The organism is Promicromonospora sp. NPDC052451, from assembly GCF_044547525.1.
In the GTDB taxonomy this organism is placed as follows: Bacteria; Actinomycetota; Actinomycetes; order Actinomycetales; family Cellulomonadaceae; genus Promicromonospora.
The window spans coordinates 462,211-484,775 of sequence record NZ_JBIUAP010000003.1 but is presented as its reverse complement, the minus strand read 5'-3'; the positions used below and the strand labels follow the sequence as shown (position 1 = coordinate 484,775).

Annotated in this window: 24 protein-coding genes; 10 read left to right on the top strand and 14 right to left on the bottom strand. The window is 74.0% G+C overall.

Annotated features, from left to right (window positions below):
* Positions 1-11: 11 nt before the first annotated feature.
* The 6 genes from ACIG47_RS07935 to ACIG47_RS07910 all read right to left on the bottom strand — a co-directional run bounded on the left by ACIG47_RS07935 (position 12) and on the right by ACIG47_RS07910 (position 7,864).
* Complete coding sequence (locus tag ACIG47_RS07935; RefSeq protein WP_397430339.1) at positions 12-2,522, bottom strand: alpha-N-acetylglucosaminidase TIM-barrel domain-containing protein; 2,511 nt, start codon at positions 2,520-2,522, stop codon at positions 12-14.
* The gene (locus tag ACIG47_RS07930; protein WP_397430338.1) at positions 2,519-3,925 is read right to left on the bottom strand and encodes a Gfo/Idh/MocA family protein; all 1,407 of its coding nucleotides are present in this window, start codon (positions 3,923-3,925) and stop codon (positions 2,519-2,521) included. The genes ACIG47_RS07935 and ACIG47_RS07930 overlap by 4 nt, the downstream gene beginning before the upstream one ends.
* Complete coding sequence (locus ACIG47_RS07925; RefSeq protein WP_397430337.1) at positions 3,922-4,770, bottom strand: carbohydrate ABC transporter permease; 849 nt, start codon at positions 4,768-4,770, stop codon at positions 3,922-3,924. Before ACIG47_RS07925 ends, ACIG47_RS07930 begins: the two co-directional genes overlap by 4 nt.
* Positions 4,771-4,804: 34 nt before the next feature.
* Positions 4,805-5,725 (bottom strand): carbohydrate ABC transporter permease, encoded by a 921-nt coding sequence (locus ACIG47_RS07920; protein ID WP_397417513.1) that lies wholly within the window; start codon positions 5,723-5,725, stop codon positions 4,805-4,807.
* Complete coding sequence (locus ACIG47_RS07915; RefSeq protein WP_397430336.1) at positions 5,722-7,116, bottom strand: ABC transporter substrate-binding protein; 1,395 nt, start codon at positions 7,114-7,116, stop codon at positions 5,722-5,724. Before ACIG47_RS07915 ends, ACIG47_RS07920 begins: the two co-directional genes overlap by 4 nt.
* Positions 7,117-7,183: 67 nt before the next feature.
* On the bottom strand, positions 7,184-7,864 hold the full coding sequence (locus tag ACIG47_RS07910; protein WP_397430335.1) for an IMPACT family protein: 681 nt from the start codon (positions 7,862-7,864) through the stop codon (positions 7,184-7,186).
* Positions 7,865-7,923: 59 nt separating this feature from the next.
* Here ACIG47_RS07910 and ACIG47_RS07905 point away from each other — a divergent pair, with 59 nt between their 5' ends.
* A complete protein-coding gene (locus ACIG47_RS07905) occupies positions 7,924-8,532 on the top strand; it encodes a tyrosine-type recombinase/integrase (RefSeq protein WP_397430334.1) in 609 nt (202 codons plus the stop codon).
* A 48-nt stretch (positions 8,533-8,580) separates the two neighbouring features.
* On the opposite strand, the gene ACIG47_RS07900 is transcribed toward ACIG47_RS07905, so the two are convergent.
* A complete protein-coding gene (locus ACIG47_RS07900; RefSeq protein ID WP_397430333.1) occupies positions 8,581-9,213 on the bottom strand; it encodes a GNAT family N-acetyltransferase in 633 nt (210 codons plus the stop codon).
* A gap of 225 nt (positions 9,214-9,438) precedes the next feature.
* Between ACIG47_RS07900 and ectA the strand changes: the two genes are divergently transcribed.
* From ectA to thpD, 4 genes are all read left to right on the top strand, one after another.
* Positions 9,439-9,957, top strand: a complete 519-nt coding sequence (gene ectA / locus ACIG47_RS07895; protein WP_397417503.1) for a diaminobutyrate acetyltransferase — start codon at positions 9,439-9,441, stop codon at positions 9,955-9,957.
* A 137-nt stretch (positions 9,958-10,094) separates the two neighbouring features.
* Entirely contained in the window at positions 10,095-11,480 is a 1,386-nt protein-coding gene (gene ectB, locus ACIG47_RS07890) for a diaminobutyrate--2-oxoglutarate transaminase (protein ID WP_397430359.1), read from the top strand.
* Entirely contained in the window at positions 11,477-11,896 is a 420-nt protein-coding gene (locus ACIG47_RS07885) for an ectoine synthase (protein WP_397417501.1), read from the top strand. The genes ectB and ACIG47_RS07885 overlap by 4 nt, the downstream gene beginning before the upstream one ends.
* A complete protein-coding gene (gene thpD, locus ACIG47_RS07880) occupies positions 11,893-12,795 on the top strand; it encodes an ectoine hydroxylase (RefSeq protein WP_397430332.1) in 903 nt (300 codons plus the stop codon). The genes ACIG47_RS07885 and thpD overlap by 4 nt, the downstream gene beginning before the upstream one ends.
* Before the next feature lie 66 nt (positions 12,796-12,861).
* Here thpD and ACIG47_RS07875 read toward each other — a convergent pair whose 3' ends face one another.
* From ACIG47_RS07875 to ACIG47_RS07845, 7 genes are read right to left on the bottom strand one after another with little or no spacing between them, the layout of a single operon-like run.
* The gene (locus ACIG47_RS07875) at positions 12,862-13,371 is read right to left on the bottom strand and encodes a Dps family protein (RefSeq protein ID WP_397417497.1); all 510 of its coding nucleotides are present in this window, start codon (positions 13,369-13,371) and stop codon (positions 12,862-12,864) included.
* A 19-nt stretch (positions 13,372-13,390) separates the two neighbouring features.
* Entirely contained in the window at positions 13,391-14,011 is a 621-nt protein-coding gene (locus ACIG47_RS07870) for a hypothetical protein (RefSeq protein WP_397430331.1), read from the bottom strand.
* Positions 14,008-15,402: a DUF58 domain-containing protein gene (locus tag ACIG47_RS07865; protein ID WP_397430330.1), complete on the bottom strand. Its 1,395-nt coding sequence runs from the start codon at positions 15,400-15,402 to the stop codon at positions 14,008-14,010. The genes ACIG47_RS07870 and ACIG47_RS07865 overlap by 4 nt, the downstream gene beginning before the upstream one ends.
* Positions 15,399-16,415, bottom strand: a complete 1,017-nt coding sequence (locus ACIG47_RS07860) for an AAA family ATPase (protein ID WP_397430329.1) — start codon at positions 16,413-16,415, stop codon at positions 15,399-15,401. The genes ACIG47_RS07865 and ACIG47_RS07860 overlap by 4 nt, the downstream gene beginning before the upstream one ends.
* Entirely contained in the window at positions 16,408-16,962 is a 555-nt protein-coding gene (locus ACIG47_RS07855; protein ID WP_397430328.1) for a hypothetical protein, read from the bottom strand. Before ACIG47_RS07855 ends, ACIG47_RS07860 begins: the two co-directional genes overlap by 8 nt.
* Positions 16,959-17,714 carry a DUF4129 domain-containing protein gene (locus ACIG47_RS07850; protein ID WP_397430327.1) on the bottom strand — a complete coding sequence of 252 codons (756 nt, stop codon included), beginning with the start codon at positions 17,712-17,714 and terminating at the stop codon, positions 16,959-16,961. Before ACIG47_RS07850 ends, ACIG47_RS07855 begins: the two co-directional genes overlap by 4 nt.
* On the bottom strand, positions 17,711-18,892 hold the full coding sequence (locus ACIG47_RS07845; RefSeq protein ID WP_397430326.1) for a DUF3866 family protein: 1,182 nt from the start codon (positions 18,890-18,892) through the stop codon (positions 17,711-17,713). The genes ACIG47_RS07850 and ACIG47_RS07845 overlap by 4 nt, the downstream gene beginning before the upstream one ends.
* Before the next feature lie 24 nt (positions 18,893-18,916).
* On the opposite strand from ACIG47_RS07845, the gene ACIG47_RS07840 reads away from it, so the two are divergent.
* The 5 genes from ACIG47_RS07840 (at position 18,917) to tatC (ending at position 22,507) form a co-directional block, all read left to right on the top strand.
* Positions 18,917-19,999 (top strand): helix-turn-helix transcriptional regulator, encoded by a 1,083-nt coding sequence (locus tag ACIG47_RS07840; protein WP_397430325.1) that lies wholly within the window; start codon positions 18,917-18,919, stop codon positions 19,997-19,999.
* Positions 19,992-20,978, top strand: a complete 987-nt coding sequence (locus tag ACIG47_RS07835) for a helix-turn-helix transcriptional regulator (protein ID WP_397430324.1) — start codon at positions 19,992-19,994, stop codon at positions 20,976-20,978. The genes ACIG47_RS07840 and ACIG47_RS07835 overlap by 8 nt, the downstream gene beginning before the upstream one ends.
* Before the next feature lie 11 nt (positions 20,979-20,989).
* Positions 20,990-21,322 carry a hypothetical protein gene (locus tag ACIG47_RS07830; protein ID WP_397417477.1) on the top strand — a complete coding sequence of 111 codons (333 nt, stop codon included), beginning with the start codon at positions 20,990-20,992 and terminating at the stop codon, positions 21,320-21,322.
* A 111-nt stretch (positions 21,323-21,433) separates the two neighbouring features.
* Positions 21,434-21,730 (top strand): Sec-independent protein translocase subunit TatA, encoded by a 297-nt coding sequence (gene tatA, locus ACIG47_RS07825; RefSeq protein ID WP_397430323.1) that lies wholly within the window; start codon positions 21,434-21,436, stop codon positions 21,728-21,730.
* A 36-nt stretch (positions 21,731-21,766) separates the two neighbouring features.
* Entirely contained in the window at positions 21,767-22,507 is a 741-nt protein-coding gene (gene tatC, locus ACIG47_RS07820) for a twin-arginine translocase subunit TatC (RefSeq protein ID WP_397417473.1), read from the top strand.
* Positions 22,508-22,565 lie beyond the last annotated feature (58 nt).

The window sequence follows — 22,565 nt, the reverse complement described above, 5'->3', positions numbered from 1 at the left end:
CTGACCGCGAGCTATCGTCCCGCCGCGCCTGGCCCGCCCGCTCGCCACGCCTCCTCGATCGCGACGATCCGGCGGCGCAGGGCCGCCGGATCGGCGTCCGGTGGCACCGGACCCGTTGCCGCGAGGCCGGCCAGCCAGTCGGCCCAGGCCTGCCAGCGTGGCAGGTAGAGGTCGCGGACCAGGCCGTGCCAGTGCCGGCCGGAGTAGTCGTGCAGGCCGTTGTGCTGCCCGCCCCAGACGCTGACCAGGCTCCGGGCCTCGCGCTCCATGGCCGCCCGCTCGGCGTCGGTGTCGCCCCAGGCGCGGGCGGCGTCGACCCAGGTCGCTACCCGCGTCTCGGGGCGGGCCGCGGCGAGGTCGTCGAGCTCCAGCAGGTCCGCGCGCAGTCGTGCCATGTGGGAGCGGACGCTGGCGGGGTCGCCCGCGCGGGCGGCGGCCAGGATGCCGCGTACGTGCGTCCGGGTGCCCTGGGCCAGGACGTGCGCCGTGACGTCGGCGAGGTCTGCGGCCAGCGTGTCCCGCCCCGGATCGTCGGCGGGCAGGGCGTCGAGCACCGTCCGGAGATCCCGGGCGGCCCGGGCAAGGCGGGGGAGCGCGACACCGACGGCGGGGTCGTTCTCGGCGTCCACGTCGGACGACGGCGTGGCGGGCGCCGGTGCCGCGAGGGACTCGCCCGCGCTGCGCTGAGCAGGAAAGGGGAGGCCGGCTGTCCAGGGCCGGGCGATCACGGGCGTCGGGACGGAACGCGTGCGGCCGGGGCCGTAGAGGGTCGAGAAAAAAGTGTGCCAAGCGCGGAGCGCCATACCCACCAGATCGTCTGAGCCGTCACCCGACACACCTCGGCCGGGCCGGGCCGGGCCGTCATCCGACCCGAGCCTGCCGAGGCCGTCACCGTCGAACCCGGCCCGGTCCGGCCCGTGACCGCCCAGCCCGTACCGCCGCAGCACGAACCGTTCCAGCCAGCCGTCGAGCTCCGCGGGGGAGCGGGGCCCGTCGTCCCAGGCGAGGTCCGTCGCCAGCTCGTAGAAGACCTCGTTGTTCTCGATCGCCTCGGGGGCGAGGCCGACGCCGCGCAGGTGAGGCACGCCGTCGGGCAGGTTCGTGACGTCGCGGACGAGGCCGGCCAGGTCGCCGAACAGGGCCGGCCGCCCGCCGAAGTTGTGCAGCGCGCACCAGACCCAGGGGCGTCCGGCGATCGGGGCGCCGTCGGCGAGGAGCGCCTCGTGCAGCGGCACGTGCTCGCCCCAGAGGTCGAGCACGAGGGAGCGGTCGGCGGGGACGTCGCGCAGGTACGCCGCCGTCCGGGCGGAGGTCCAGAACGCGCCCTTGTAGTGGAACGGCCAGCCCTGCAGTACCCAGACCGGCTCCGGCTCGCCCGCGGCCCGGGCCGCGGCGGCGAGCGCACGGTACGTCCCGCGGCCGGCCGCGCGCAGGTGCTCGGGGTCGCCCGACGGCGGCACCGACTCGATGTACGGGTCGACGGCGTAGTACCCGGTCCCTGGGCCGAGGAGCTCGCGCTGGACCTGCCCGAAGACGGCGTGCAGCTCCTGGAACCGCGGCGAGGCGGGGTGGAGCAGCGGGGTGCGCCAGCCCTGCCACTCGATCTCGCCCGGCGGGTACCGGTCTGGCGGCGCACCCGCACCTGCACCCGCGAGGGCGGGCGGCACGTGCCCGCCGAAGCCGGGGAGCACCGGTGTCATGCCCAGCTCGTGCATCCGGGCGAGGATCCGCCGCGCCAGGTCCACGCGGCGGTGGGGCCAGCGTGCGGGCAGCGGCCCGCCGAACGAGTGCATGCCGCCCATGAACGTCCACGGGAGGTGCGCGGCGCCGCCGATCCACTCGGCGACGACCGCCTCCGGCAGCCCGGACCGGCGGAACGTCTCGGCCAGCACCGCCTCGTGCGCGACGAGCGCGAGCGGGTGCGTGATGCCGTGCAGGGCCATCCAGTCGAGCTCGCGCTCCCACCGCTCCCAGCCCCAGAACGGGGTCGAGTAGCCGAAGGTCACGACGTTGAGGTGGTACCGGATGCCGTGTGGGGACGACAGCGCGGTACGGGGCGCGTCGGGCAGGGGGCCGGACGGGCGGCCCAGGGTCGGCCGCCGCCACGTGAACCGCACACCCAGGTACCGGCGTGCGTACCGGCCCAGCGCCACCGACGCCGCCACCGGGTCCGTCGCGCGGAGGGTGAGGTGGCCGTGCGCGGCGCCGTAGTCGGCGGCTCCGCCCGCGGGGGCGCGGTCCGGGACGGTCGCGTCCGGGACGGTCGCGTCCGGAGCGGTCGCGTCCGGGACGGCGACGGGCAGCGCCTCGACCGTGACCCGCCCCGGGTCGATCCCCGCACGTGCCGCGACACCACGCACGGCCTCGGCCCACGCCGCGCCCGCGCTGCCGCCACCGGAACCCGCGGTCCCCGCACCTCCGGTCCCCGCACCTCCGGTCCCCGCACCTCCGGTCCCCGCACCTCCGGTCCCCGCACCTCCGGTCCCCGCACCGTGCGACCCGAGCCCCTCGGCCCCCGTCATGCCACGTCCCGCCCCGCGTCCCCGAGCGCCGTACCTGCCCAGGCCGGGAAGTCCACCACGCCCCCGCCGGTACGTGACCGTTCCGCGGCGAACGCCATGAGGTGGCTGTCCAGCACGGTGGCGAACGACAGCTCGCCGCGTCCCACGGTCCCGTCGGTCACGGCACGGCAGAAGGCGTCCATGAGGCCGTCGTCGCCCCCGGCGTGGCCGCGGTGGTCGGCCGCCACCGACTCGGACCGCGCGACGAGCGTGTGGGTCGTATGCCGCAGCGGTCCGGCCGTCCCGGAGGCGACGACGTCGACACCGCCGGGGAGCAGCTCCTGCGGCAGCCGGCCCGACGGCGCGTACAGGTCCACCCGGATCTCGCCGGAGTCCATGTGCCCGTGGAGCTCTCCCCGCGTGCCGGTGATCGCGAGGTGCCGCGTGTTCTCCGCGGTGAACGCGCTGGCGGTGAGCGTCGCGGTGAGGCCGGAGGCGAACCGCAGGAGCGTCTGCTGGTGGTCGGCGACGTCGTTGTCGCACCGGTAGACGCACCGCCCGTACGGGCCGCGCCGCAGGGCCGCGAGCCGGCCGGCGGGGGACACGTCGTCGCCGAGCACGGTGACCGGGTGGCCGGTGCGGTCCCGCAGGGCGTCCACGTAGTAGCGCGGCGCGTAGAAGGGGCAGTCGGCCGCCGCCGGGCAGCCGTCGGTGCAGCGTGCCGGGGAGCCGTCGGGCGCGTTCTCCGGGCGGAAGTGCAGCAGCGACCCCTCGCTCGTCACCGTCAGCGGCGGGGCCCCGGCGAGCCAGCGGATCAGGTCGAGGTCGTGGCACGTCTTGGCGAGCACCATCGGGCTCGACCGTTCCGCGCTGCTCCAGCTGCCCCGCACGAACGAGTGCGCGAAGTGCCAGAACCCGATGTTCTCCCGGATCTCGATCGTCGCGAGATCGCCCAGCGTCCCGGATGCCGCGACCGCCCGCACAGCACGCCAGAACGGCGCGAACCGCAGCACGTGCCCGACGGCGACCCGGGCGTCCGTGCGGCGCACCACGCGGGCCAGGTCGGTGAGCCCGGTCAGGGTCGGGGCGGCGGGCTTCTCCAGGAGCATCGGCAGCCCGGCCTCGGCGACGGCGGCCGCGGCCGGGACGTGCAGGGCGTCCGGCAGGGCGATGACCACCGCGTCGGCCACGGCGTGCGGCGCGGCGTGCGGCGCGGCGTCGGGCCCGCCGAGATCGGCCACCAGCGCCCGCCAGTCCGGGTAGCGCGCCGCCGTCGTGCCCGCGAGGGCGTCCCGGCGCGCCGGGTCCGGGTCGGCGACGGCGACGATCTGCGCCCGGTCGGGGTGCGCGGCCACCCAGCGGCCGTAGGCGTCCGCCCCGCGACCACCCGCGCCGAGCACGGCGAGCCGCAGCGGCCCCGTCATCGTTCGGCTCCTTGCACGAGGCCCGAGACGATGTACCGCTGGGCGAGGAAGAAGACGATCACGACGGGCACGGTCACCGCGATGGAACCGGCCAGGAGCACCGTGACCGGCACCTGGAAGTCGCCGAGCTGCGCGATGCCGAGGGGCGCCGTCCACAGGTCGCGGTGCTGCACGAGGAACAGCAGCGCGTAGAAGTACTCGTTCCAGGCGATCATGAACACGTAGATCGCGGTGGCGACCACGCCGGGCACGGCGATCGGCAGCACCACCCGGACCAGGAGCTGGCCCAGCGAGCAGCCGTCCATGACGGCGGCCTCCTCGACGCTGGCCGGCAGTGCCAGGAAGAAGTTGCGCATCATGTACAGCGCCACGGGCACGGTCGCGGCGACGTAGACGATCAGCAGCCCGACCAGGGAGCTGGTCAGCCCCAGCCGGGACAGGATCACGAACTTCGGCACCGCGAGCACGATCCCCGGGAACAGGTAGACGGCCAGGATGATGCCGTTGGTCACGGCCCGGCCCCGGTACCGCAGGCGGGCGGCGGCGTAGGCGCCGAGCACGCACACGGCGACGCTCAGCACCACGGTCCCGGCGGCCACGCCCAGGGAGTTGAGCACGAACCGGCCGAGCCCGAACCCGCCGTCGGCCTCGTCGCGCATCGCCGTGGCGAACGCGGACAGGTCCAGGCCGGAGGGCAGGCCGAGCGGGTCGCGGGTGACCTCGCCGTACGGGCGCATCGACAGCACGACGCCGTAGGCGACCGGGCCCAGCGACCACAGCAGCGCGACGGCGACGACGACGGCTCGGCCGGCGCGCGAGGCACGGGTGGGACGCACACCGCTCATGGTTCCCCTCTCACCACTGGTCTCACCACTGGTCTCACGTCTCGCTCGTCCGGCGGGACAGCAGCACGTACCCGACCAGCAGCACACCGAGGATCAGGCTCATGAGGAGCCCGAACGCGGCGGCGCTGCCGATGTCGGCCTTCGTGACGAGCTCGGTGTAGACCTGGATGGCCATGACCTGGGTGCTGCCCGCGCCCTCGGTGAGCAGGTAGACGTCGTCGAACGTCTGGAACGACCAGATGAACCGGAGCAGCAGCAGGAGCAGCGCCACAGCGCGCAGCTGCGGCAGCAGCACGAACCGCAGGACCTGGCGGCGGTTCGCGCCGTCGAGCGCGGCGGCCTCCTCGATCTCGCCGGGCACCGACTGGAGGCGCGCGGTGAGGAAGAGGAAGGCGAGCGGCGCGGACTTCCAGATGTCGAACACCACCACCACGAGCAGCGCGACCGGCACGGGCACGCCCCAGACGTCGGCGCTGGTGGTGCTCAGGAAGCCGACCGGGGTGTCCCAGCCCAGGTAGGCCCGGCCGAACGCGTTCACCAGCCCGTACTGGGGGTTGAGCATGGTCTTCCAGATGGTGGCCGCGGCGACCACGGGCAGCACGTACGGCACCAGCAGCAGCGCCCGGACGACGCCGCGGCCGGGGAACGGCCGCCGCAGCGCCAGGGCGAGCACCAGGCCCACGGCCAGCGACCCGGCGGCCGTCAGCCCCGCGTACAGCACGGTGGTCCACAGCGCGCCCCAGAACGCCTGCGAGGCGACGGCCCGCCGGAAGTTGTCGAGCGACCACTCCACGGGCTCCGTGCCGAGGTAGGGGATGTCGACCAGGCGCGTCTCGGAGAACCCGAAGACCACCACGAGGGCGAACGGCAGCAGTACCACGAGCGCCACGACGGCCAGCGACGGCGAGACGAGGAGCCAGCCGGACCGGTGCTCCCGGGCGCGGGCGGACGTCACTGGTCCTGCTGCAGCGCCGTCACCTCTGCGGCCATCTGCCGCGTCACCTCGGCGGGCGCGGTGCCGCGGTACAGGGGGTCGAGCTGCTGCGCGAGCGTGCCCTGGGTGGCCACGAGGCCGGCGAGCGTCGCGTCGGGGGTGCCCTGGCCCCAGCGGGACACGGCCGTCATGCCCTCGCCCATGGCGGCCACGAGGTCGTCGCCGTACACCTCGGCGACCGAGGACTCGACCTTCGGCCCGAAGCCGAGCCCGCCCCACGCGTCGAGGAACGCGGTCGGTTCCTCGGGCGTGCCGGTGCGCAGCGGCAGGCGGCCTTCCGTCGCGACGGCGAGCGTGTCGGCGTATCCCTCGTCCATGACGTACTCGATGTACCGCCGGGCCTCCTCGGCGTGCGCTCGGGCGGGGACCGCGTAGGCGAGCGTGGCGCCGAACTGGGCCGTCTCGGCGCCTGCGGGTGGCTCCAGCGCGGTGATGAAGCCCGAGTTCTCCGCGAGGAACGCGGGGTCGTCGGCGCACTGCTCGCAGGTGGGCGGCACGGCCTCGTCGAGGTTGGCGAGCTCGTCGAGGACGTGGGTCGAGAAGAGCAGCATCGCGGCGTCGCCGGCCAGGTAGGCCGCGCGGGCGGACTCGACGTCGTAGTCACCCGCGACCGACGAGTCGCGCAGCTCCTTGAACCGGGCCGCGGCCTGCGTGCACTCGGGGGAGTCGATCGTCACGGCGCCGTCGGACACCAGCCGGCAGCCCGCCGACTGGAAGACGGACTCGATGCCCTCGGTGCCGGACGCCGTGCCCGGCTGGGTGCCGAGGGCGATGCCCGTGACGCCGAGCTCGCGCTCGATCGTGGTGGCGGCGTCGGCCAGCTCGGCGACCGTGGTGGGCACGTCCACGCCCGCCTGGTCGAGCAGGTCGGTGCGGTAGGCGATCAGGTGCACCCAGCCGTCGCTCGGGACGGCGGCGAGGGTGCTCTCGCCCGTGTCCCCGTCGCTCACGGTGACCGCCCCGAGCGCGTTCTCGTTGAACGTCGCGGGGTCGAGCGTCTCCATCGCGGCCTGGACGACGTCGGTGTCGAGCAGGCCCTGGGCCTGCCAGGAGGTCACCTGCGCGGCGCCGGCGAGGATCACGTCGGGCACCTCGCCGGAGGCGGCCCCGGTGACCAGGGCCTGGTCCTGGTCGGCAGCGGCGAGAGGGACGACGTCGACCTCGATGCCGGTCTCCTGCGTGAACTGCTCGGCGACCGCCTCCTGCGCGGCCACGCGGTCCGGCGTCGACTGCGGGGTCCAGAAGGTGATCGTGTCGGCAGGCTCCTGGCTGGGTGCGCCGCATCCGGCCAGGAGGGCTGCGGTGGCAGTCAGTGCGACGACGGTGGCGGTCGGGCGGATGCGACGGTGCATGGTCGGTCCCTCCACGGTGCAGGCGCAGACTGGGTGCCCCAGACAATTCACCCCCGCACGGCGGCAGTCAAGGCCGACGCGCCGGTACGGGCACGTCGACCACCCGGGCATCGCCGACGTCAGGCAGGAGAGCACCGGCCGAGGCGGCAGCGACGTCGGCGGTCAGCGCGTCCAGCTCGGCGCGCGGCACCAGCAGCCGCAGGTGCGCGACGGAGCCGTAGCTCGGCGGCTCCATCACCGCGCCGTGCCCGGACGCCCAGTCGCGCAGGAGGTTGTCGATGCGGCCGGCGTCGGCGTGGGGGACCGGTACCTCGACCTCGTACAGCAGCTCGCGGCGGAGCATCGCCCCGGAGGTCGCGGCGACGTCGAGCGCGGCGGCCACGGCGCCCGAGTAGGCGCGCACCAGTCCGCCGGCGCCGAGCTTCACGCCGCCGAAGTACCGGGTGACGACGGCGACGACGTCCGTGACCTCGCGGTGCCGGAGCACCTCCAGCATGGGCACGCCGGCGGTGCCGCTGGGCTCGCCGTCGTCGGAGGAGCGGACGGTCCGGGGCGCACCGGCCGCGTGCGTGCCGAGCACCAGGGCCACGCAGTGGTGGCGGGCGTCCCAGAGCTCCTTGCGCCGGCGGGCGATGACGGCGTCGGCCTCCGCCACGGTGGTGGCGGGTGCGAGGTGCGCGAGGAACCGGGACTTCTTGACGACGAGCTCGTGGTCGACGGGCCGGGCGATGGTGCTGGGGAGGTCCACCGCACGAGCCTACGGCGCGTCCTCTTCCATTAATAGTGTGCCAAGCGTACTTTGAGACCATGACCAGCGCCGATGCCACGTCACCACCAGCAGGGGCCGGGGAGCCGGGCCGGTACCCGCGGCCGCCCGTGAGCCTGGAGGAGGCCGAGTGGGTGTGGCGTGAGCTGTCGACCGAGGCGATGCGGCCCGGCGCCAAGCCGGAGACGGTGCGGCTCGCCGTGATCACGGGGCTGGTGCGGGCGACCGGTTCCCGGTACGGCGATCTGCTGCGGGTCCGCGTCGAGGACGTCGACCTGGGGCCGGCGCGGGCCCGGACGTCGGAGGGCAGCGTGCTGGTGCGGCACGGCAAGCACCGCACGCCCCGGCGGCACCTGCTGCCCGCCGAGGTCGTGGTGCTGCTCAAGCACTGGATGGTTGTCCGGGAGGAGCTGGCGGCCGAGCTGGAGGGTTCGGTGCCGCGCGCGCTGCTGCTCACGGTGCACCACACGCACGACAACGGCACGACGGTCGCGTCGGGGCTGCCCATCACGCGCCAGGGGCTGGTGCTGTCCTGGCGCCGGTTCGTGCACCGTACCAACGCCCGCTACGGCGCCCTCCGCCCGCCCCTCCCGACCCGCTTCGAACAGATCCGCCGGGCCTGGCAGGCCGCCGCCCAGGAGGACCGCTGAGTGCTGGACGTCCGTGCTCTCCCGGCGGGCCGGACGGACGTCCATCTCTCAACGGGTCGTGATGCCGAGGAGCGGGGACGTCGGCGTCGACGACGGGAGCTCCGTGAAGCCGTAGCGGTCGTAGAACTTCCGGGCGGCCGTGTTCTCCGCGGCGTAGCCGAGGTGCAGGCCCGGTACCCCGCGGTCGGCGAGCGCCGCGCGGAGCGTGTCGATGAGCCGGGAGCCGAGGCCGCGGCGCTGGAGCACGGGGAGCAGGTCGATGTGCAGGTGGGCGGGGTGGGTGGTGAGCTCGCCGTGGCGTAGTCCGCGGACCATGCGCTGGGGGTCGGTGCCGTCGTGCAGGAGCTGGGCCTCGGTGTAGCCGGGGTCGGCGCCGGTGGCAGGGCCGGGCGCGGGGTGGCGGGCGGTGAAGCCCGGGTTCCACTCGCGTGCCCACCAGTCGGCGAAGGCCTGCGTGTCGGCCACGCCGATGACGTACCCGGCGGCGCGGCCGTCGTGCTCGACGACCCAGGCGAGGTCGGGGGAGTGCTCGACGTAGGGCAGGGCGTAGACGTCGGGCATGAGCAGGTCGTCGGAGTAGAGGCCGCGTGCGTCGCCGCCGGCCGCGGCGGTGCGGACGCAGATGTCGGCGACGTCGGCGCGGTCGGTGGTGCGGTAGGGGCGGATGAAGGGCTCGGTCACGCGAGGCACATTAGCCTGCTGCGCGGAACTGTGACCGGTCTGTGACCTGGCGGCCGGATCCGGGAGTGCCGGATGTGGCGGGAGCGGTGTGCTGGTGCCGGTCAGGGCCGGGTGGGGGGGGTGTGGGTCGTGACCGTGAATTTGCCGCCGGAACACCCCGGTAACGGGAGTGTCATGGGACGGCAATGTGCATTCGTCGCCCAAGTTCGTTACGGTCGATTTGTCATGCAGAACCTCGAAGAGGAACTCAAGCACATCCATCCGACCGAGACCACGGTGGCGCTGAGGGAGCCCACCGTCGATGACGGAGCAGCGATGTGGCGCCTCGCGCGCGACAGCAAGACGCTGGACCTCAACTCGTCCTACGCGTATCTCCTCTGGGCCCGTGACTTCGCCCGGACGTCCGTGATCGTGACCGTCGACGGCGAGCCCGCCGGCTTCGTCACGGGGTACGTCCGGCCCGACGAGCCGACCACGCTGATGGTCTGGCAGGTCGCCGTGGACCACGCCTACCGCGGACAGCGGCTGGCCTCCCGGATGCTCGCGCACCTCGCGGACCGGCATCCGGGCTGCACCCACGTGGAGACCACCATCACCTCGGACAACACGGCGTCGATCGCCCTGTTCATGTCCTTCGCGTCGGCACAGGGTGCGCCCGTCGACGTGCGGACCGTCTTCCCTGCGGAGGCGTTCCCGGACGGCCACGACGCGGAGCTGGTGTTCCGCATCGGCCCGCTCGCCTGACGCCGTCCCCTTCCTGACCCGGGTCCGGGTCGAACCCCACCAGATCTCCGTACCAGACCCAGTACCACCACACGACCACAGCCGAGTCCGGTCACCAGGGCCGGACCGTGGAAGGAGCCATGCGCCCGAACACCGTGATGCCCATCGACCCGACGACCAGCAGCACCAGCAGCATCCCCGGCCCGGCCGGCGGGGGTGACATCTTCGACGAGCTCGAGTCCCAGGTCCGCAGCTACTGCCGTGGCTGGCCCGCGACCTTCACGACGGCGGCCGGCAGCACCATCCAGGCCGAGGACGGCCGCAGCTACCTCGACTTCTTCGCGGGGGCCGGGGCGCTCAACTACGGGCACAACCACCCGGTGCTGCTCGACGCGCTGGTGGACTACCTGCGCAGCGGCGGGATCGTGCACTCCCTCGACATGCACACCGTGCCCAAGCGGGCGTTCCTGACGGCGTTCCGGGACCGGGTCCTGGCGCCCCGCAACCTGGACTACAAGGTCATGTTCCCGGGGCCCACGGGAGCCAACTCCGTGGAGAGCGCCCTCAAGCTGGCCCGCAAGGTGACCGGCCGGCAGCACGTGCTGTCGTTCACCAACGCGTTCCACGGCATGACGCTGGGTGCGCTGTCGGTGACCGGGAACTCGATGAAGCGCAACGGCGCCGGCCTCCCGCTGACGAACACGTCCAAGATCCCGTACGACGACTACTTCTCCGGTGCCACGGAGGACTTCCTGTGGCTGGAGCGGGTGCTGGGCGACAGCGGCTCGGGCGTCGACAAGCCGGCCGCGATCATCGTGGAGTCCGTGCAGGGCGAGGGCGGCCTGAGCGCGGCGCGCCCCGAGTGGCTGCGCGCCCTGTCCGACCTCTGCCGGGAGCACGGCATCCTGCTCATCCTGGACGACGTGCAGGCCGGGTGCGGCCGCACGGGCGACTTCTTCAGCTTCGAGGAGGCGGGCATCACGCCCGACATCGTCTGCCTGTCGAAGTCGATCTCCGGCTTCGGCCTGTCGATGGCGCTGACCCTGATCCGGCCCGAGCTGGACCAGTGGGAGCCCGGTGAGCACAACGGGACGTTCCGCGGCCAGAACACGTCGTTCGTGACGGCGACCGCCGCCCTGGAGGAGTTCTGGTCCGACGGGACGTTCGCCGCCCAGGTCCAGGAGCGCGCCACCGAGCTGCACGACGGGCTGGCCCGGATCGCGCACGGCTACGAGGACGCCGTCGTCAAGGGTCGCGGGCTGCTGACCGGCATCCGCTTCCCGGACCCGACGGCGGCGGGCCGCATCGCGGCGGCGTCGTACGAGCGGGGCCTGCTCGTCGAGACGTCCGGGCCCGAGGACGAGGTGCTCAAGACCATGCCGGCCCTGACCATCACCGCCGACGAGCTGCGGTCCGGCATCGACGTCATCGCCGCGGCGACCGCCGAGGTGCTCGGTGCGCCGGCTGTCACGGACCAGGCCGGTCCCGGCCCCCACGAGACCCCAGCACAGCAGACCCGACCCCGAGGAGAGGACAACAAGTGATCGTCACGCGACTGACCGACCTGGAGGGCACCGACCGCGACGTGCGCTCCGAGACCTGGCGCAGCCGCCGGTTCGTGCTGGCCCAGGAGGGCGTGGGCTTCTCGTTCCACGAGACCACCATGTACGCCGGCACCGAGACCGAGATGTGGTACGCCAACCACATCGAGGCCGTCTACTGCGTGGGCGGCACCGGCGAGCTCGAGAACCGGGAGACCGGGGAGGTGCACCAGATCTCCGACGGCACCATGTACCTCCTGGACGGCAACGAGCGGCACACCATGCGCCCCACCACCGACCTGCGGCTGATCTGCACCTTCAACCCGCCCGTCACCGGACGGGAGGTGCACGACGCCGACGGCGTCTACCCGCTGATCACCGAGAGCACGGACGACACGAAGGAGGGGGCTGCCGTATGACGACGGGCACCACCGACAGGACCGAGGACCTCTACCCGACGCGCGTCGAGGGCGACGCCACCGAGATCCCCCGTGCGGACCGCGTGGTCTGGGGCACGGCCGCCGACGGCCCCCTGGACCAGGACCTCCTGGACGGCTTCGACCGCGACGGATACCTCGTGCTGGAGGACCTGGTCACACCCGCCGAGGTCGACGAGTTCCGGGCCGAGCTGCGCCGGCTGTCCACCGACCCCGCGGTGCGCGCCGACGAACGCACCATCATCGAGGGCACCTCCCAGGAGGTGCGGACCATCTTCGAGGTGCACCGCACCAGCGACGTGTTCGCGCGGATCGCCGCCGACCCGCGCGTCGTGGGCCGGGCACGGCAGCTCCTCGGGTCCGACGTCTACATCCACCAGAGCCGGGTCAACCTCAAGCCCGGCTTCGGCGGGGGCGACTTCGCGTGGCACTCCGACTTCGAGACCTGGCACGCCGAGGACGGCCTGCCCCGGATGCGCACCGTGAGCATCTCGATCTCGCTGACGGACAACTACTCGTTCAACGGCCCGCTGATGATCATGCCCGGCACGCACAAGACCTATGTCTCGTGCAGCGGCACCACGCCCGAGGACAACTACAAGCAGTCCCTGGTCATGCAGAACGCAGGCACCCCCAGCGAGGAGATCCTGACCCGCATGGCCGACGAGCACGGCATCGACGTGCTCGCGGGCCGCGCCGGCAGTGCCGTCATGTTCGACTGCAACTGCATGCACGGCTCCAACGGCAACATCTCGCCGTACCCGCGCTCGAACATCTTCCTGGTCTACAACAGCGTCGAGAACACGGCCGTCGCGCCGTTCTCGGCGGGGACGGCACGCCCCGCCTTCCTCGGCGCCCGGGAGTTCACCCCGGTCGGCTGAGAAACCCGCGCAGGAACGACCCGGGCGCCCGGACCATGCATGTGGTCCGGGCGCCCGGGTGGTGGATCAGTCAGGCAGAGCACCCGACGCCGACTCCAGGTGCGCCCGCACGAACCAGTGGAACTGCTCCAGGTCGTGCAGGTGCCCGATCAGCAGGTCGTTCGTCACGTCGTCCAGCCCGGCCGTCTCGTCCGCGGCCGCACGGTGGGACGTGATCACGCCGTCGTAGACCACGTCGAGCTCCGCCAGGTGCTCGATCGCCGGCGCCCGGCCCAGCTTGTAGTCGTCCCAGGTGCGGGCCTCGACCAGGGCACCCGGCGTCCCGACGGGCACCACGCCCAGCGTCGCGATGCGCTCGGCGATCTGGTCGACCATCGCCCGCACCGCTTCGACCTGCGGGTCCAGCATCTCGTGGACACCGATGAAGTGCGGCCCCACGACGTTCCAGTGCACGTGCTTGAGCGTGAGATGCAGGTCGTTCAGCGCGTGCAACCTGCGCTGGAGGATCTCCGCGACCTGGGCGCCCTGCTCGGGCGTGAGCGACGGGACGGTGTAGCGGGGCAGCTTCGGGGACATGACGGGACCTCTCTTCCGGTCAGGCTTCCGGTTCGCTGGATCCATCGTCACGCGAGGTGCGCCCGGTCGCCAGCGCGAGCGCCGCCGTGCCTGCCACGGCGAGCGCGGCGAGCAGGACGGCGCCGGGCAGTGTGGTGCCGGAGGCCAGGAGGGCGAGCGCGCCGAGCGCGGCGGTCGCGGCCAGGACGACGACGTCGCGGCGCCAGCCGGTCAGGAGGGCGGCGATCTCGACGCGGCCCCGGGCGGGCACGTGGCCGGCCCACCAGGTGAGGCGGGTCAGGAGGTAGGACTGCAGCGCGACGAGCAGGGCCCAGGGGTCGAACGGTCCGGGTTCGAGTCCCCACAGGAGCACGGCGGCCAGGACGACGACGCCGCCCGCGGTGGCCGGGGTCGGACGCAGGACGAGCAGCCCGGTGCCGAGCACCACGACGGTGGCGAGCAGCGCGGGTGCGAGACCGGGGGTGCGCGACGCCGCGGTCAGGACCAGGGCCGGTGTCAGGACCAGGAGGGCGAGCCGGAGCACCCAGCCGCGCAGGGTGGGGCCGGTGACGGTGGTGATCTCGGGCAAGGGCCGGCGGGCGGGGTCGGTGCGCCGGGAGCGGACCCGGTCGGTCCACGCGGCCAGGGCGGCGCGGATCACTGCTGTCGCCCCGGGACGTGCCGCCGGGCCGCGCGGGCCAGGGCCTCGAAGCGGGCGGCGGCACGGTCGCGCTCGGAGCCGGCCCAGCGCACGACGGGTACGCCCTCGCCCTCGAGCGCCGCGACGCGGTCGGTGCGTTCGAGCCGGGTGATGCGCCAGGCGATCCGCAGGTGGTTCTCGGTGACGGGGTGCACGTCGGGCAGGGTGTCGACGACGACGACGGGGTGGCCGGTGGCGTGCCAGGTGCGCACGAGGTGCAGGGGTGCGTCGTCGAGCAGGGTGGTGAAGAGGTAGACGACGGCGTCCGCGGGGACCTGGGGCGGCCGGACCCGGTGGCCGGCGGCGCGGCCGGTGGGGTGCGCCAGGGCGAGGCCGTGCACGACGCGGCGCAGGTGGCGCCGTCCGGCGGCGGGCGGCAGGGGGCGGCGGCGCCGGGCCAGGTCCTCCAGGCCGACGCGGTCGCCGGCGTCGACGAGTGCCTGGGCGACGGACGCGGCGGCGTGCCGGGCCAGGTCGAGGGAGGTCGGCTCGTCGACCCGGAGGGTGCCGTAGCCGCGCCAGGTGCGCAGGTCGGGGCCGACGTCGTCGCGGGAGTCGACGACGAGCACGGCGGTCGCCTCCGCGGTGGCGTAGGTGCGGCGCACGTAGAGGGTGTCGAGGTCGGGGGAGCGCCGGGCGGTGGTGCGCCAGTCGATGCGGCGCAGGCGGTCGCCGGGGGTGAAGGGGTGGATGTCGCGCAGCTCGGAGCCGTCGCCGAGCCGGCGGGAGGAGTGAGGGCCGGTGAGGCCGCGCAGCCGGCTCGGCAGGGGCAGGCGGCCGAGCGGGGCGGAGCCGGGCACGACGAGGCGGCGGGCCCCGCCGACGGTGGTCGGCTCCTCCTCCCAGGTGTGCTGCCGGGAGCCGCGCACGTCGACGGTGAAGGTGTCCTGGGGTCCCGTGCGGACCGAGGAGAGGCGGAGCGGCACGTGCCGTGCGCCGTCGTCGGCGAGACCGCCGGGCGGGCGGGCCGCGAGCGCCAGGTGGGTGGGGCGGTGGCCGGTGGCGGTGATGCGGAGGTGTGCGATGTCGGTGGTGTCGTGGGGGGTGGGGCCGGGGGTGAGGTGGAGGGTGGCGGCGAGCTCGCCGGGTGTGGTGGGGCCGGGTGGTTGGCGGAGGGTGGCGTGCAGGGGTGTGGTGGGGCGGGTGGTGGCGGCCCAGGTGGCGGCGAGGAGGCCGGGGATGCCGATGAGGGCGAGGTCGGGGCGTCCGGCGAGGACGGCGGTGGCCAGGAGGAGGACGCCGGTGACGGTGGCGGTGGTGTGGGCGGAGGTGAGGCGCCAGCCGCGGGTGGCGTCGGCGCGGGTGCCGCGGGAGGTGCGGCCGCGTTCGACGATGATGCCGCCGATGGTCATGGGGTGCGCACCGTGGTGGGGGTGGGGACGGTGTGCAGGAGGTCGGTGATGACGGTCTCGGGGCGGGTGGCGGATGCCCAGGCGGTGGGGGTGAGGGTGATGCGGTGGGCGAGGACGGGGACGGCGATGCGCTTGACGTCTTCGGGCAGGACGTAGTCGCGGCCGTCGAGGACGGCGACGGCGCGGGCGAGGAGGACGAGGTTCTGGGAGCCGCGGGGTGAGGCGCCGACCTCGAGGGCGTCGTGGTGGCGGGTGGCGGTGGTGAGGTCGACGCAGTAACGCACGACGTCGGGGTCGACGGGGACGGCTTCGGTGCCGGCTTGCATGGCGAGGACGGTGGTGGGGTCGACGACCTGGTGGACGGGTGCGGCTTCCTGGCGGCGGGTGAGGCGGCGGGTGAGGACCTCGGCTTCCTGGGTGGGGTCGGGGTAGCCGACGGCGAGGCGGACCATGAACCGGTCGAGCTGTGCCTCGGGCAGGGGGTAGGTGCCTTCGTACTCGACGGGGTTGGAGGTGGCCAGGACGTGGAAGGGGTGGGGCAGGGGGCGGCTGGTGCCTTCGATGGAGACCTGGCGTTCGGCCATGGCTTCGAGGAGTGCGGACTGGGTCTTGGGGGCGGTGCGGTTGATCTCGTCGGCGAGGAAGAGGCCGGTGAAGACGGGTCCGGGGCGGAACTCGAAGGTGCGGGTGGCGGGGTCGAACACGGAGGAGCCGGTGATGTCGGCGGGGAGCAGGTCGGGGGTGCACTGCAGGCGGGCGAAGTCGAGGCCGAGGGCGGTGGCCAGGGAGCGGGCGGCGAGGGTCTTGCCGAGGCCGGGGACGTCCTCGAACAGGACGTGGCCGCCGGCGAGGATGGTGGCCAGTGCGGTGCGCAGGGCGTCGTGCATGCCGACGACGGCGGTGCCGACCTCGGTGAGGACCTGTTCGCCCAGTGCGGCGACCTCGGCGACGGGCAGCGGCGTGGCCGTGGGGTGGGCGGGGCCGGGGGTGTCGGGCGTGCTGAGGTCAGGCACGGTGCTCCTCGGGGTCGGTGTCGGTGTCGGTGGGTGCGTCGGCGGGGGTGGTGCGGCGCGCGGGGTCGGGTGCGGGGCCGAGGCGTTCGATCGCGTCGAGCCAGCCCTGCACGGTGCGGGCGCGGGGTGGCATGCCGGAGGCGAGCTGGCGGACGACGGTGGTGCCGAGGAGGCGTTCGACCTCGGGGCGGGTGGCGGGGTCCTCGGCGTCGACGCCGTGGGCGCGGAGCCGGTCGACGGCCAGGGCGCGGATGCGGCGTACGACGCGGTCGGTGACGAGGCCGTCACGGCCGAACACGGACCAGCCGAGGTCGGAGACGTCGTGTCGTCCGCCGGGGCGGGCGTCGACGGCGGTGCGGGGCCACTCGGGGTCGGCGACCGTGGTCTCGGTGGCGGCCCAGACGATGCTGACGGCGCAGGCAAGGGCGGTGGCCGCGGCGGCGTGCCAGAGGTCGATGACGCTCCACCAGGCGAGACCGCCGGCGCCGAGCGCGACCAGGACGGTGGGCACGACGATCCGGCGCGCGTTCCATGGTGCGCCGGTCACGGGGTGTCCCTCGGGCCGGGTGCGCCGGGGCCGCCGTCGTGCGTGGCGTCCTGGGTGGCAGGCACGTCGGGTACCTCCAGGCTGCGGGCGATGTCCGCGAGCGCCTCGCGGGCCTGGTCGACGGCGGCGCGGTCGACGGGCCGGTCGGTGAAGCGGGCGCGCTGGTAGAGGGTGCGCAGGCGGGTGACGGCGGCGGGTGGTGCGGGGGTGGCGGCCAGGACGGTGCCGGCGAACTCGGTGGTGGTCTGGGCGGGGTCGCGGTGGGTGCCGGCGCGTTCGGCGGCCTCCTCGAGGGCGACCCAGGCGGCGACGACGGCGTCGCGGGGGCGGGTGTGGCCCTGGAGGTGGGCGAGGGCGCGGGTGACGGCGTCCTGGATCTCGGGGATGTCGACCTCGTGGTCGAGGGCGGCGGTGGTGGTGCCGCCGGGGAGGGTGTCGGGGTGGGTGGTGGTGCGGGCGCGGTAGGTGGCCAGGAGGTGGCGCACGAGGCGGGTGGCGCCGGCGAGCAGGAGGAGGCCGACGATGATGGCGGCGGTGAGGGCGAGCCAGGTGGTGTCGGGGGTGGTGTCGGGCAGGGGCTGGGCCGTGGGGGTGGGGCTGGCGTCGGGGGCGGTGGCGGGCGGTGGGGCCACGGTGAAGGCGGGGGTGGGCAGGTGGGGCGGGTCGAGGTCCCAGGAGGTGGCGGTGGCGGCGCCGAGGACGGCGGTGGTGACGAGCAGGAGGGTGATCGTCAGGCGGGTGGCGGGTCTCATGCGGTGGTGGGTGCGGTGGCGAGGTGGTGGGCGTGCAGTCCGGCGACGGCGGCGGTGACGAAGGAGGCGGGGTCGGCGTCCAGGCCGCGGCCCATGGTGCGCAGGCCGGCGGGGGAGGTGCGCAGGGTGTCCAGGAGGGGGGTGTCGGCGGGGACGTCGACGAGGGTGTGGCCGGCCGGGGTGGTGGTCAGGGCGGGTGCCTGGGTTCGGATGCGGTGGGTGAGGTCGTCTCCCCAGCCGGTGAGGCGTTCGACGGCGGGGGTGGGTGCGGCCACGGGGATGTCGGCGGGGGCGAGGGCGACGCGGGTGTAGGCGGTCAGGGAGTGGTGGGAGATGCCGAGGTGCCGGTCGCGGGGGTCGGCGCCGGAGACGCGCAGGGAGGCGACGGGGCGGCCGCCGAGGGTGGCGGCGGCGTTGACGGCCTCGCCGGCTGCGACGCCGGAGTAGCCCCACCGGGTGCCGGTGCCGAGGTTGCCGGGTCCCTGGGCGACGACGGCGACGTCGCACCCGGCGACGTGGCGGGCGGCCAGGAGCCCGGTGTGCACGGTGACGGCCTCCAGGTCGCCGCCGTAGGCCTGCCCGACGGTGACGCAGGTGGTCAGCCAGCCGGCGTCGCGCAGGGCGGCGACGGTGCGGGAGAACGCGGCGGGCAGGGCTCCGCCGTCGGTCATGACGTAGGCGACCTTGAGGTCGCTGCCGCCGGGGGCGTGCCGCAGGCCGGCGACGACGGCGGGCAGCGCGGAGTGCAGGTCGGCGACAACGACGGGCATGCCGTCCAGGGTGTCGGCATCGGCGAGGGTGGCGTGGTGGGGTGATTCCTGCTCGTCGACGCCGAGGACCATGCTCTGCAGGGGGGTGTACCGGGCCTTGACGAGGTGGCCGGGTCCGGGGTCGGGGTCGGGCGGCAGGGTGGTGCCGGCGGATGCGGGGCCCACGACGAGGGCGTACCCGCCGGTGCCGAGCCCGCGGGCCAGGGCGGACACGTTCAGCAGCAGGGCGTCCCCGGTGGCGGGGTCGCCGACGAGGTCGGTGTAGGCCAGGGCACGCACGGTGACGGGGCCGGTGGCGCCGTCGTCGCGCGCGCCGGGCAGGGGGCGGTCGAGGGTCACCTCGAGCTCGCGTGCCCCGCGCCAGGCCTTGCCTGTGGAAATCACCGTACCGATCCGCCACGTCATCACAGGTTGGAGGCTACCGTTGTCCTGATGTCCAGCGACCCGTCCTCCACAGCCGGCCCCGGTGCCGCCGCCGGCGCGGCCCTGAACCCGGCCGAACGCCTCCTGAACCTCGTCATCGCGCTCGTGAACACGAACGCGGCGATGACCAAGCAGCAGGTGCGCACCGCCGTGGCCGGGTACGCGGACGCGCCCAGCGACGAGGCGTTCGAGCGGATGTTCGAGCGGGACAAGGACATGCTGCGGGCCCTGGGCATCCCCGTGGTCACCGTGGGTACCGGCGGGCACACCGACGAGCTCGGGTACCGGATCGACCAGGACGCCTACGCGCTGCCGCCGATCGACCTGACCCCGGCGGAGCTGGGCGTGCTGTCGCTGGCCGCGCAGTTCTGGCAGGACAAGACCCTGCAGACCGACATCAACCGTGCCCTGGTCAAGCTCCGGGCCGCGGGGGCGGGCGACCCGTCGGCCGACGCGCTGGCGGGGCTGGCACCGTCGGTGCGGGCCGTGGGCGACGCGTACGGGCCGCTCATGGAGGCGATCGAGGCGCGCCGCACCGTCACGTTCAGCTACCGCGCCGCGTACGACGGCACCGTCCGCACCCGGCACGTCGAACCCTGGCGCATCGCGGCCCGCGACGGCGGCTGGTACCTCATGTCGTTCGACCGCGACCGGCAGGCACCCCGCGTGTTCCGGCTGTCCCGGATCGAGTCGCGCGTACGGATCACGGGCCCCGCGGGCGCCTACGACATCCCCGACTTCGAGACCGACGTGATGCTCGGCAAGGCGCACGGCGAGGTCCGCCAGGCCGTGGTCGCCGTCCGCCCCGAACGTGCGGGCGCGCTGCGCGCCCGCGCCAAGCCCGTGCCCGACGGCGACCGCCGGACCTGGCTGGACCGGCTGCCCGGCGCCGGCGACGGCGCGGACGCCACCGGGTGGGACGTCCTGGAGGTGCCGTTCCGGTCCCTGAGCGGCATGGCGTCCGAGGCGGCCGGGTACGGGGCGGCACTGATCGTCCTGGAACCGGAACCCGTCCGGGAGGAGACCCTGCGACGGCTGGCCGCGGCAGCGGCCCTCGCCCCCGCCGGGAGCACGGAGGTGCCCCGTGGCTGAGCGCGCCGACGACCGCCTCCTGCGGCTGCTGGGCATCGTCGCCTACCTCGACGGCGCCGGACCCGTCCCCGTCGAGGACCTCGCCCGCCGGTTCGGCACCACCCCCGCCCAGATCCAGAAGGACGTCGACGCCCTGTGGGTGTCCGGCACCCCCGGGTACTGGCCCGACGACCTCATCGACTTCGACGCCGCGTCCATCGACCGTGGCGTGGTGCACCTGACCGAAGCACGCGGCATGACCCGGCCCCTGCGGCTCGGCACCCGCGAGGCCGTCGCACTGGTCGCCGCCCTGCGCGCCATGAAGGCCACCGGAGCCGTGCAGGCCGACCCCGCCCGGTCCGCCGTCGTGGAGTCCGCGCTGCGCAAGCTGACCGACGCCACCGGTGAGGCCGCGAGCGCCGTGGACGTGCGCCTCGCGCCGGGTGGGGACCGGCAGGTGGTGGCGGTGATCTCGGCGGCGCTGGCGGCCGGGCACCGGCTGCGGATCCGGTACGTGACGTCGTCCGACGTGGTCAGCGAGCGGGAGGTGGACCCGGTGCGGCTGCACACGCAGGACGAGTTCGCCTACCTGGCGGCGTGGTGCTACCGCGCCGGGGCGCCGCGCACGTTCCGGGTGGACCGGATCCTGGACGCGGTCGAGCTGGACGTGCCCGTGCAGGAGCACCCGGGGGTGGGCGCCGAGATCGACTTCGCGGCCCTGTTCGCGGGTGGTTCCTCACCGCTGGCGACGATCCGGTTCGCGCCGCGGGCCCGGTGGTTCGCGGAGGAGGTCCCGGTGGAGTCGGTGCGCAACCTGCCCGACGGGGACTTCGAGGTGACGTTGCGGGTGACCAACCCGGGCTGGCTGCGCAGCACGCTGATCCAGCTGGGGCCGTACGTGCGGTCGGTGTCGCCGCCGGAGCTGGCGCGCGACGTGGCAGGGGCGGCCCGCGAGGCGCTGGAGGCGTACAGGGCAGCCTTCTCGCCCGATCCGCACTAGGCTGGGCGACCATGTGGTTCTGGGTGTGGGCCCTGCTGATCGCGGGCAGCCTCGTCGGAGCATTCTTCCTGGCGCGCTCTCTGTGGCGGTCGGCGAAGGGTCTGCTGGAGGAGCTGGGCCGGGCCTCGGCCCGGTTCGCCGAGTCGGCGGACCGGTTGCAGGAGGCCGCGGACCAGGCACGGGAGGCGGCGAGCACGCAGCACGCGGGTCCGAGTCTGTTCGACGACGTGACGATCCACTACCAGCGGGTGAACGCGCAGCGGGCGGCTCGCGGAGAGCGCAGGGAGGCGCGGCGGGCGCGGCACGTGGCGACGTGGCAGAAGTGGAAACACTTCAACGACTGAGGGCGTTCACCGGGCCGTCATCCGCCGGTCGTCGGGGTCGGCTTACCATCACGCGGCCGATCACGCATAGGATCGGCCTGAACACCGCACTCAGCCGAACGGAGTCTCACCATGGGCGCCATGCAGCCGTGGCACTGGATCGTCCTGCTCGTCGTCGTCCTGCTGCTCTTCGGGTCGACCCGCCTGCCGGGTCTGGCCAAGAGCGTGGGCCAGTCGATGAAGATCTTCAGGAAGGAGATCAAGGACATGCGCGACGACGGTCGCCAGGACGGCAACGACGCCGCGACCCACGCCGTGGACGACAAGGTCGTGCGCAACTCGCCGGACGCGACCCCGGGTGGGAGCACGAGCTCCGGCTCGACTCCCGGGTTGATCGACAACAGGGACCGCGACATCCCCAAGGCCTGACCGGTGGCACGAACGAGGCGGGCGTCCGACGGTCGGATGCCACTGCTCGAGCACCTGCTCGAGCTGCGCAAGAGGTTCGTCCTGATCGCGCTCGGCCTGGTGGTCGGGGCGGTCGCCGGCTGGTTGCTGTACGACCCGTTGCTGGTGCTGCTCCAGCGTCCCCTGGTGGTGGCGGAGGAGATGCGCGGCAACGAGATGACGCTGAACTTCGCCGGGCCGATGGCGGCCCTGGACCTGAGGATCAAGTCGTCGCTGTTCCTGGCCGTGTTCCTGACCTGCCCGTGGTGGCTGTACCAGGTGTGGGCGTTCATCACGCCGGGCCTGAACAAGAACGAGCGCAAGTACGCCTACGCGTTCGTCGGGGCGGCCTTCCCGCTGTTCCTCGGTGGCGCCTACATGGCCTGGCTCGTGTTCCCGCACGCGATCCAGATCCTGTCGGGGTTCCTGCCGGACGGCGCGACCGCGTTCACCAACGCGCAGGAGTACCTGTCGCTGGTGATGCGGCTGCTCATCGCGTTCGGGCTGGCGTTCCTGTCGCCGGTGCTGCTGGTGGGCCTGAACTTCGCCGGGCTCATGTCCGGCAAGGGGCTGCTGGGCGGCTGGCGGTGGGCGATCCTCGTGGCGTTCACGTTCGCGGCGATCATCACGCCGACGCCGGACGCCCTGACGATGATCCTGGTCGCGCTGCCGATCTGCGTGCTGTACTTCGGTGCGGTCGGCGTCGCGCTGCTGCACGACAGGCGCGTCCAGCGGCGCCTGGAGGCGGCGGAGGTCTGACCAAACCTGTGCGACTAACCCGTGTGACCACCCGTGTGGTGTCACACGGGTTTGTCAT

What these genes read in the sequence shown, in the direction of transcription:
- ACIG47_RS07935 (WP_397430339.1), bottom strand. Translation starts at nt 2,522, where the DNA reads ATGACGGGGGCCGAGGGGCTCGGGTCGCACGGTGCGGGGACCGGAGGT.
- ACIG47_RS07930 (WP_397430338.1), bottom strand. Translation starts at nt 3,925, where the DNA reads ATGACGGGGCCGCTGCGGCTCGCCGTGCTCGGCGCGGGTGGTCGCGGG.
- ACIG47_RS07925 (WP_397430337.1), bottom strand. Translation starts at nt 4,770, where the DNA reads ATGAGCGGTGTGCGTCCCACCCGTGCCTCGCGCGCCGGCCGAGCCGTC.
- ACIG47_RS07915 (WP_397430336.1), bottom strand. Translation starts at nt 7,116, where the DNA reads ATGCACCGTCGCATCCGCCCGACCGCCACCGTCGTCGCACTGACTGCC.
- ACIG47_RS07905 (WP_397430334.1), top strand. Translation starts at nt 7,924, where the DNA reads ATGACCAGCGCCGATGCCACGTCACCACCAGCAGGGGCCGGGGAGCCG.
- ectA (WP_397417503.1), top strand. Translation starts at nt 9,439, where the DNA reads ATGCAGAACCTCGAAGAGGAACTCAAGCACATCCATCCGACCGAGACC.
- ectB (WP_397430359.1), top strand. Translation starts at nt 10,095, where the DNA reads ATGCCCATCGACCCGACGACCAGCAGCACCAGCAGCATCCCCGGCCCG.
- thpD (WP_397430332.1), top strand. Translation starts at nt 11,893, where the DNA reads ATGACGACGGGCACCACCGACAGGACCGAGGACCTCTACCCGACGCGC.
- ACIG47_RS07875 (WP_397417497.1), bottom strand. Translation starts at nt 13,371, where the DNA reads ATGTCCCCGAAGCTGCCCCGCTACACCGTCCCGTCGCTCACGCCCGAG.
- ACIG47_RS07865 (WP_397430330.1), bottom strand. Translation starts at nt 15,402, where the DNA reads ATGACCATCGGCGGCATCATCGTCGAACGCGGCCGCACCTCCCGCGGC.
- ACIG47_RS07850 (WP_397430327.1), bottom strand. Translation starts at nt 17,714, where the DNA reads ATGAGACCCGCCACCCGCCTGACGATCACCCTCCTGCTCGTCACCACC.
- ACIG47_RS07840 (WP_397430325.1), top strand. Translation starts at nt 18,917, where the DNA reads ATGTCCAGCGACCCGTCCTCCACAGCCGGCCCCGGTGCCGCCGCCGGC.
- ACIG47_RS07830 (WP_397417477.1), top strand. Translation starts at nt 20,990, where the DNA reads ATGTGGTTCTGGGTGTGGGCCCTGCTGATCGCGGGCAGCCTCGTCGGA.
- tatA (WP_397430323.1), top strand. Translation starts at nt 21,434, where the DNA reads ATGGGCGCCATGCAGCCGTGGCACTGGATCGTCCTGCTCGTCGTCGTC.
- tatC (WP_397417473.1), top strand. Translation starts at nt 21,767, where the DNA reads ATGCCACTGCTCGAGCACCTGCTCGAGCTGCGCAAGAGGTTCGTCCTG.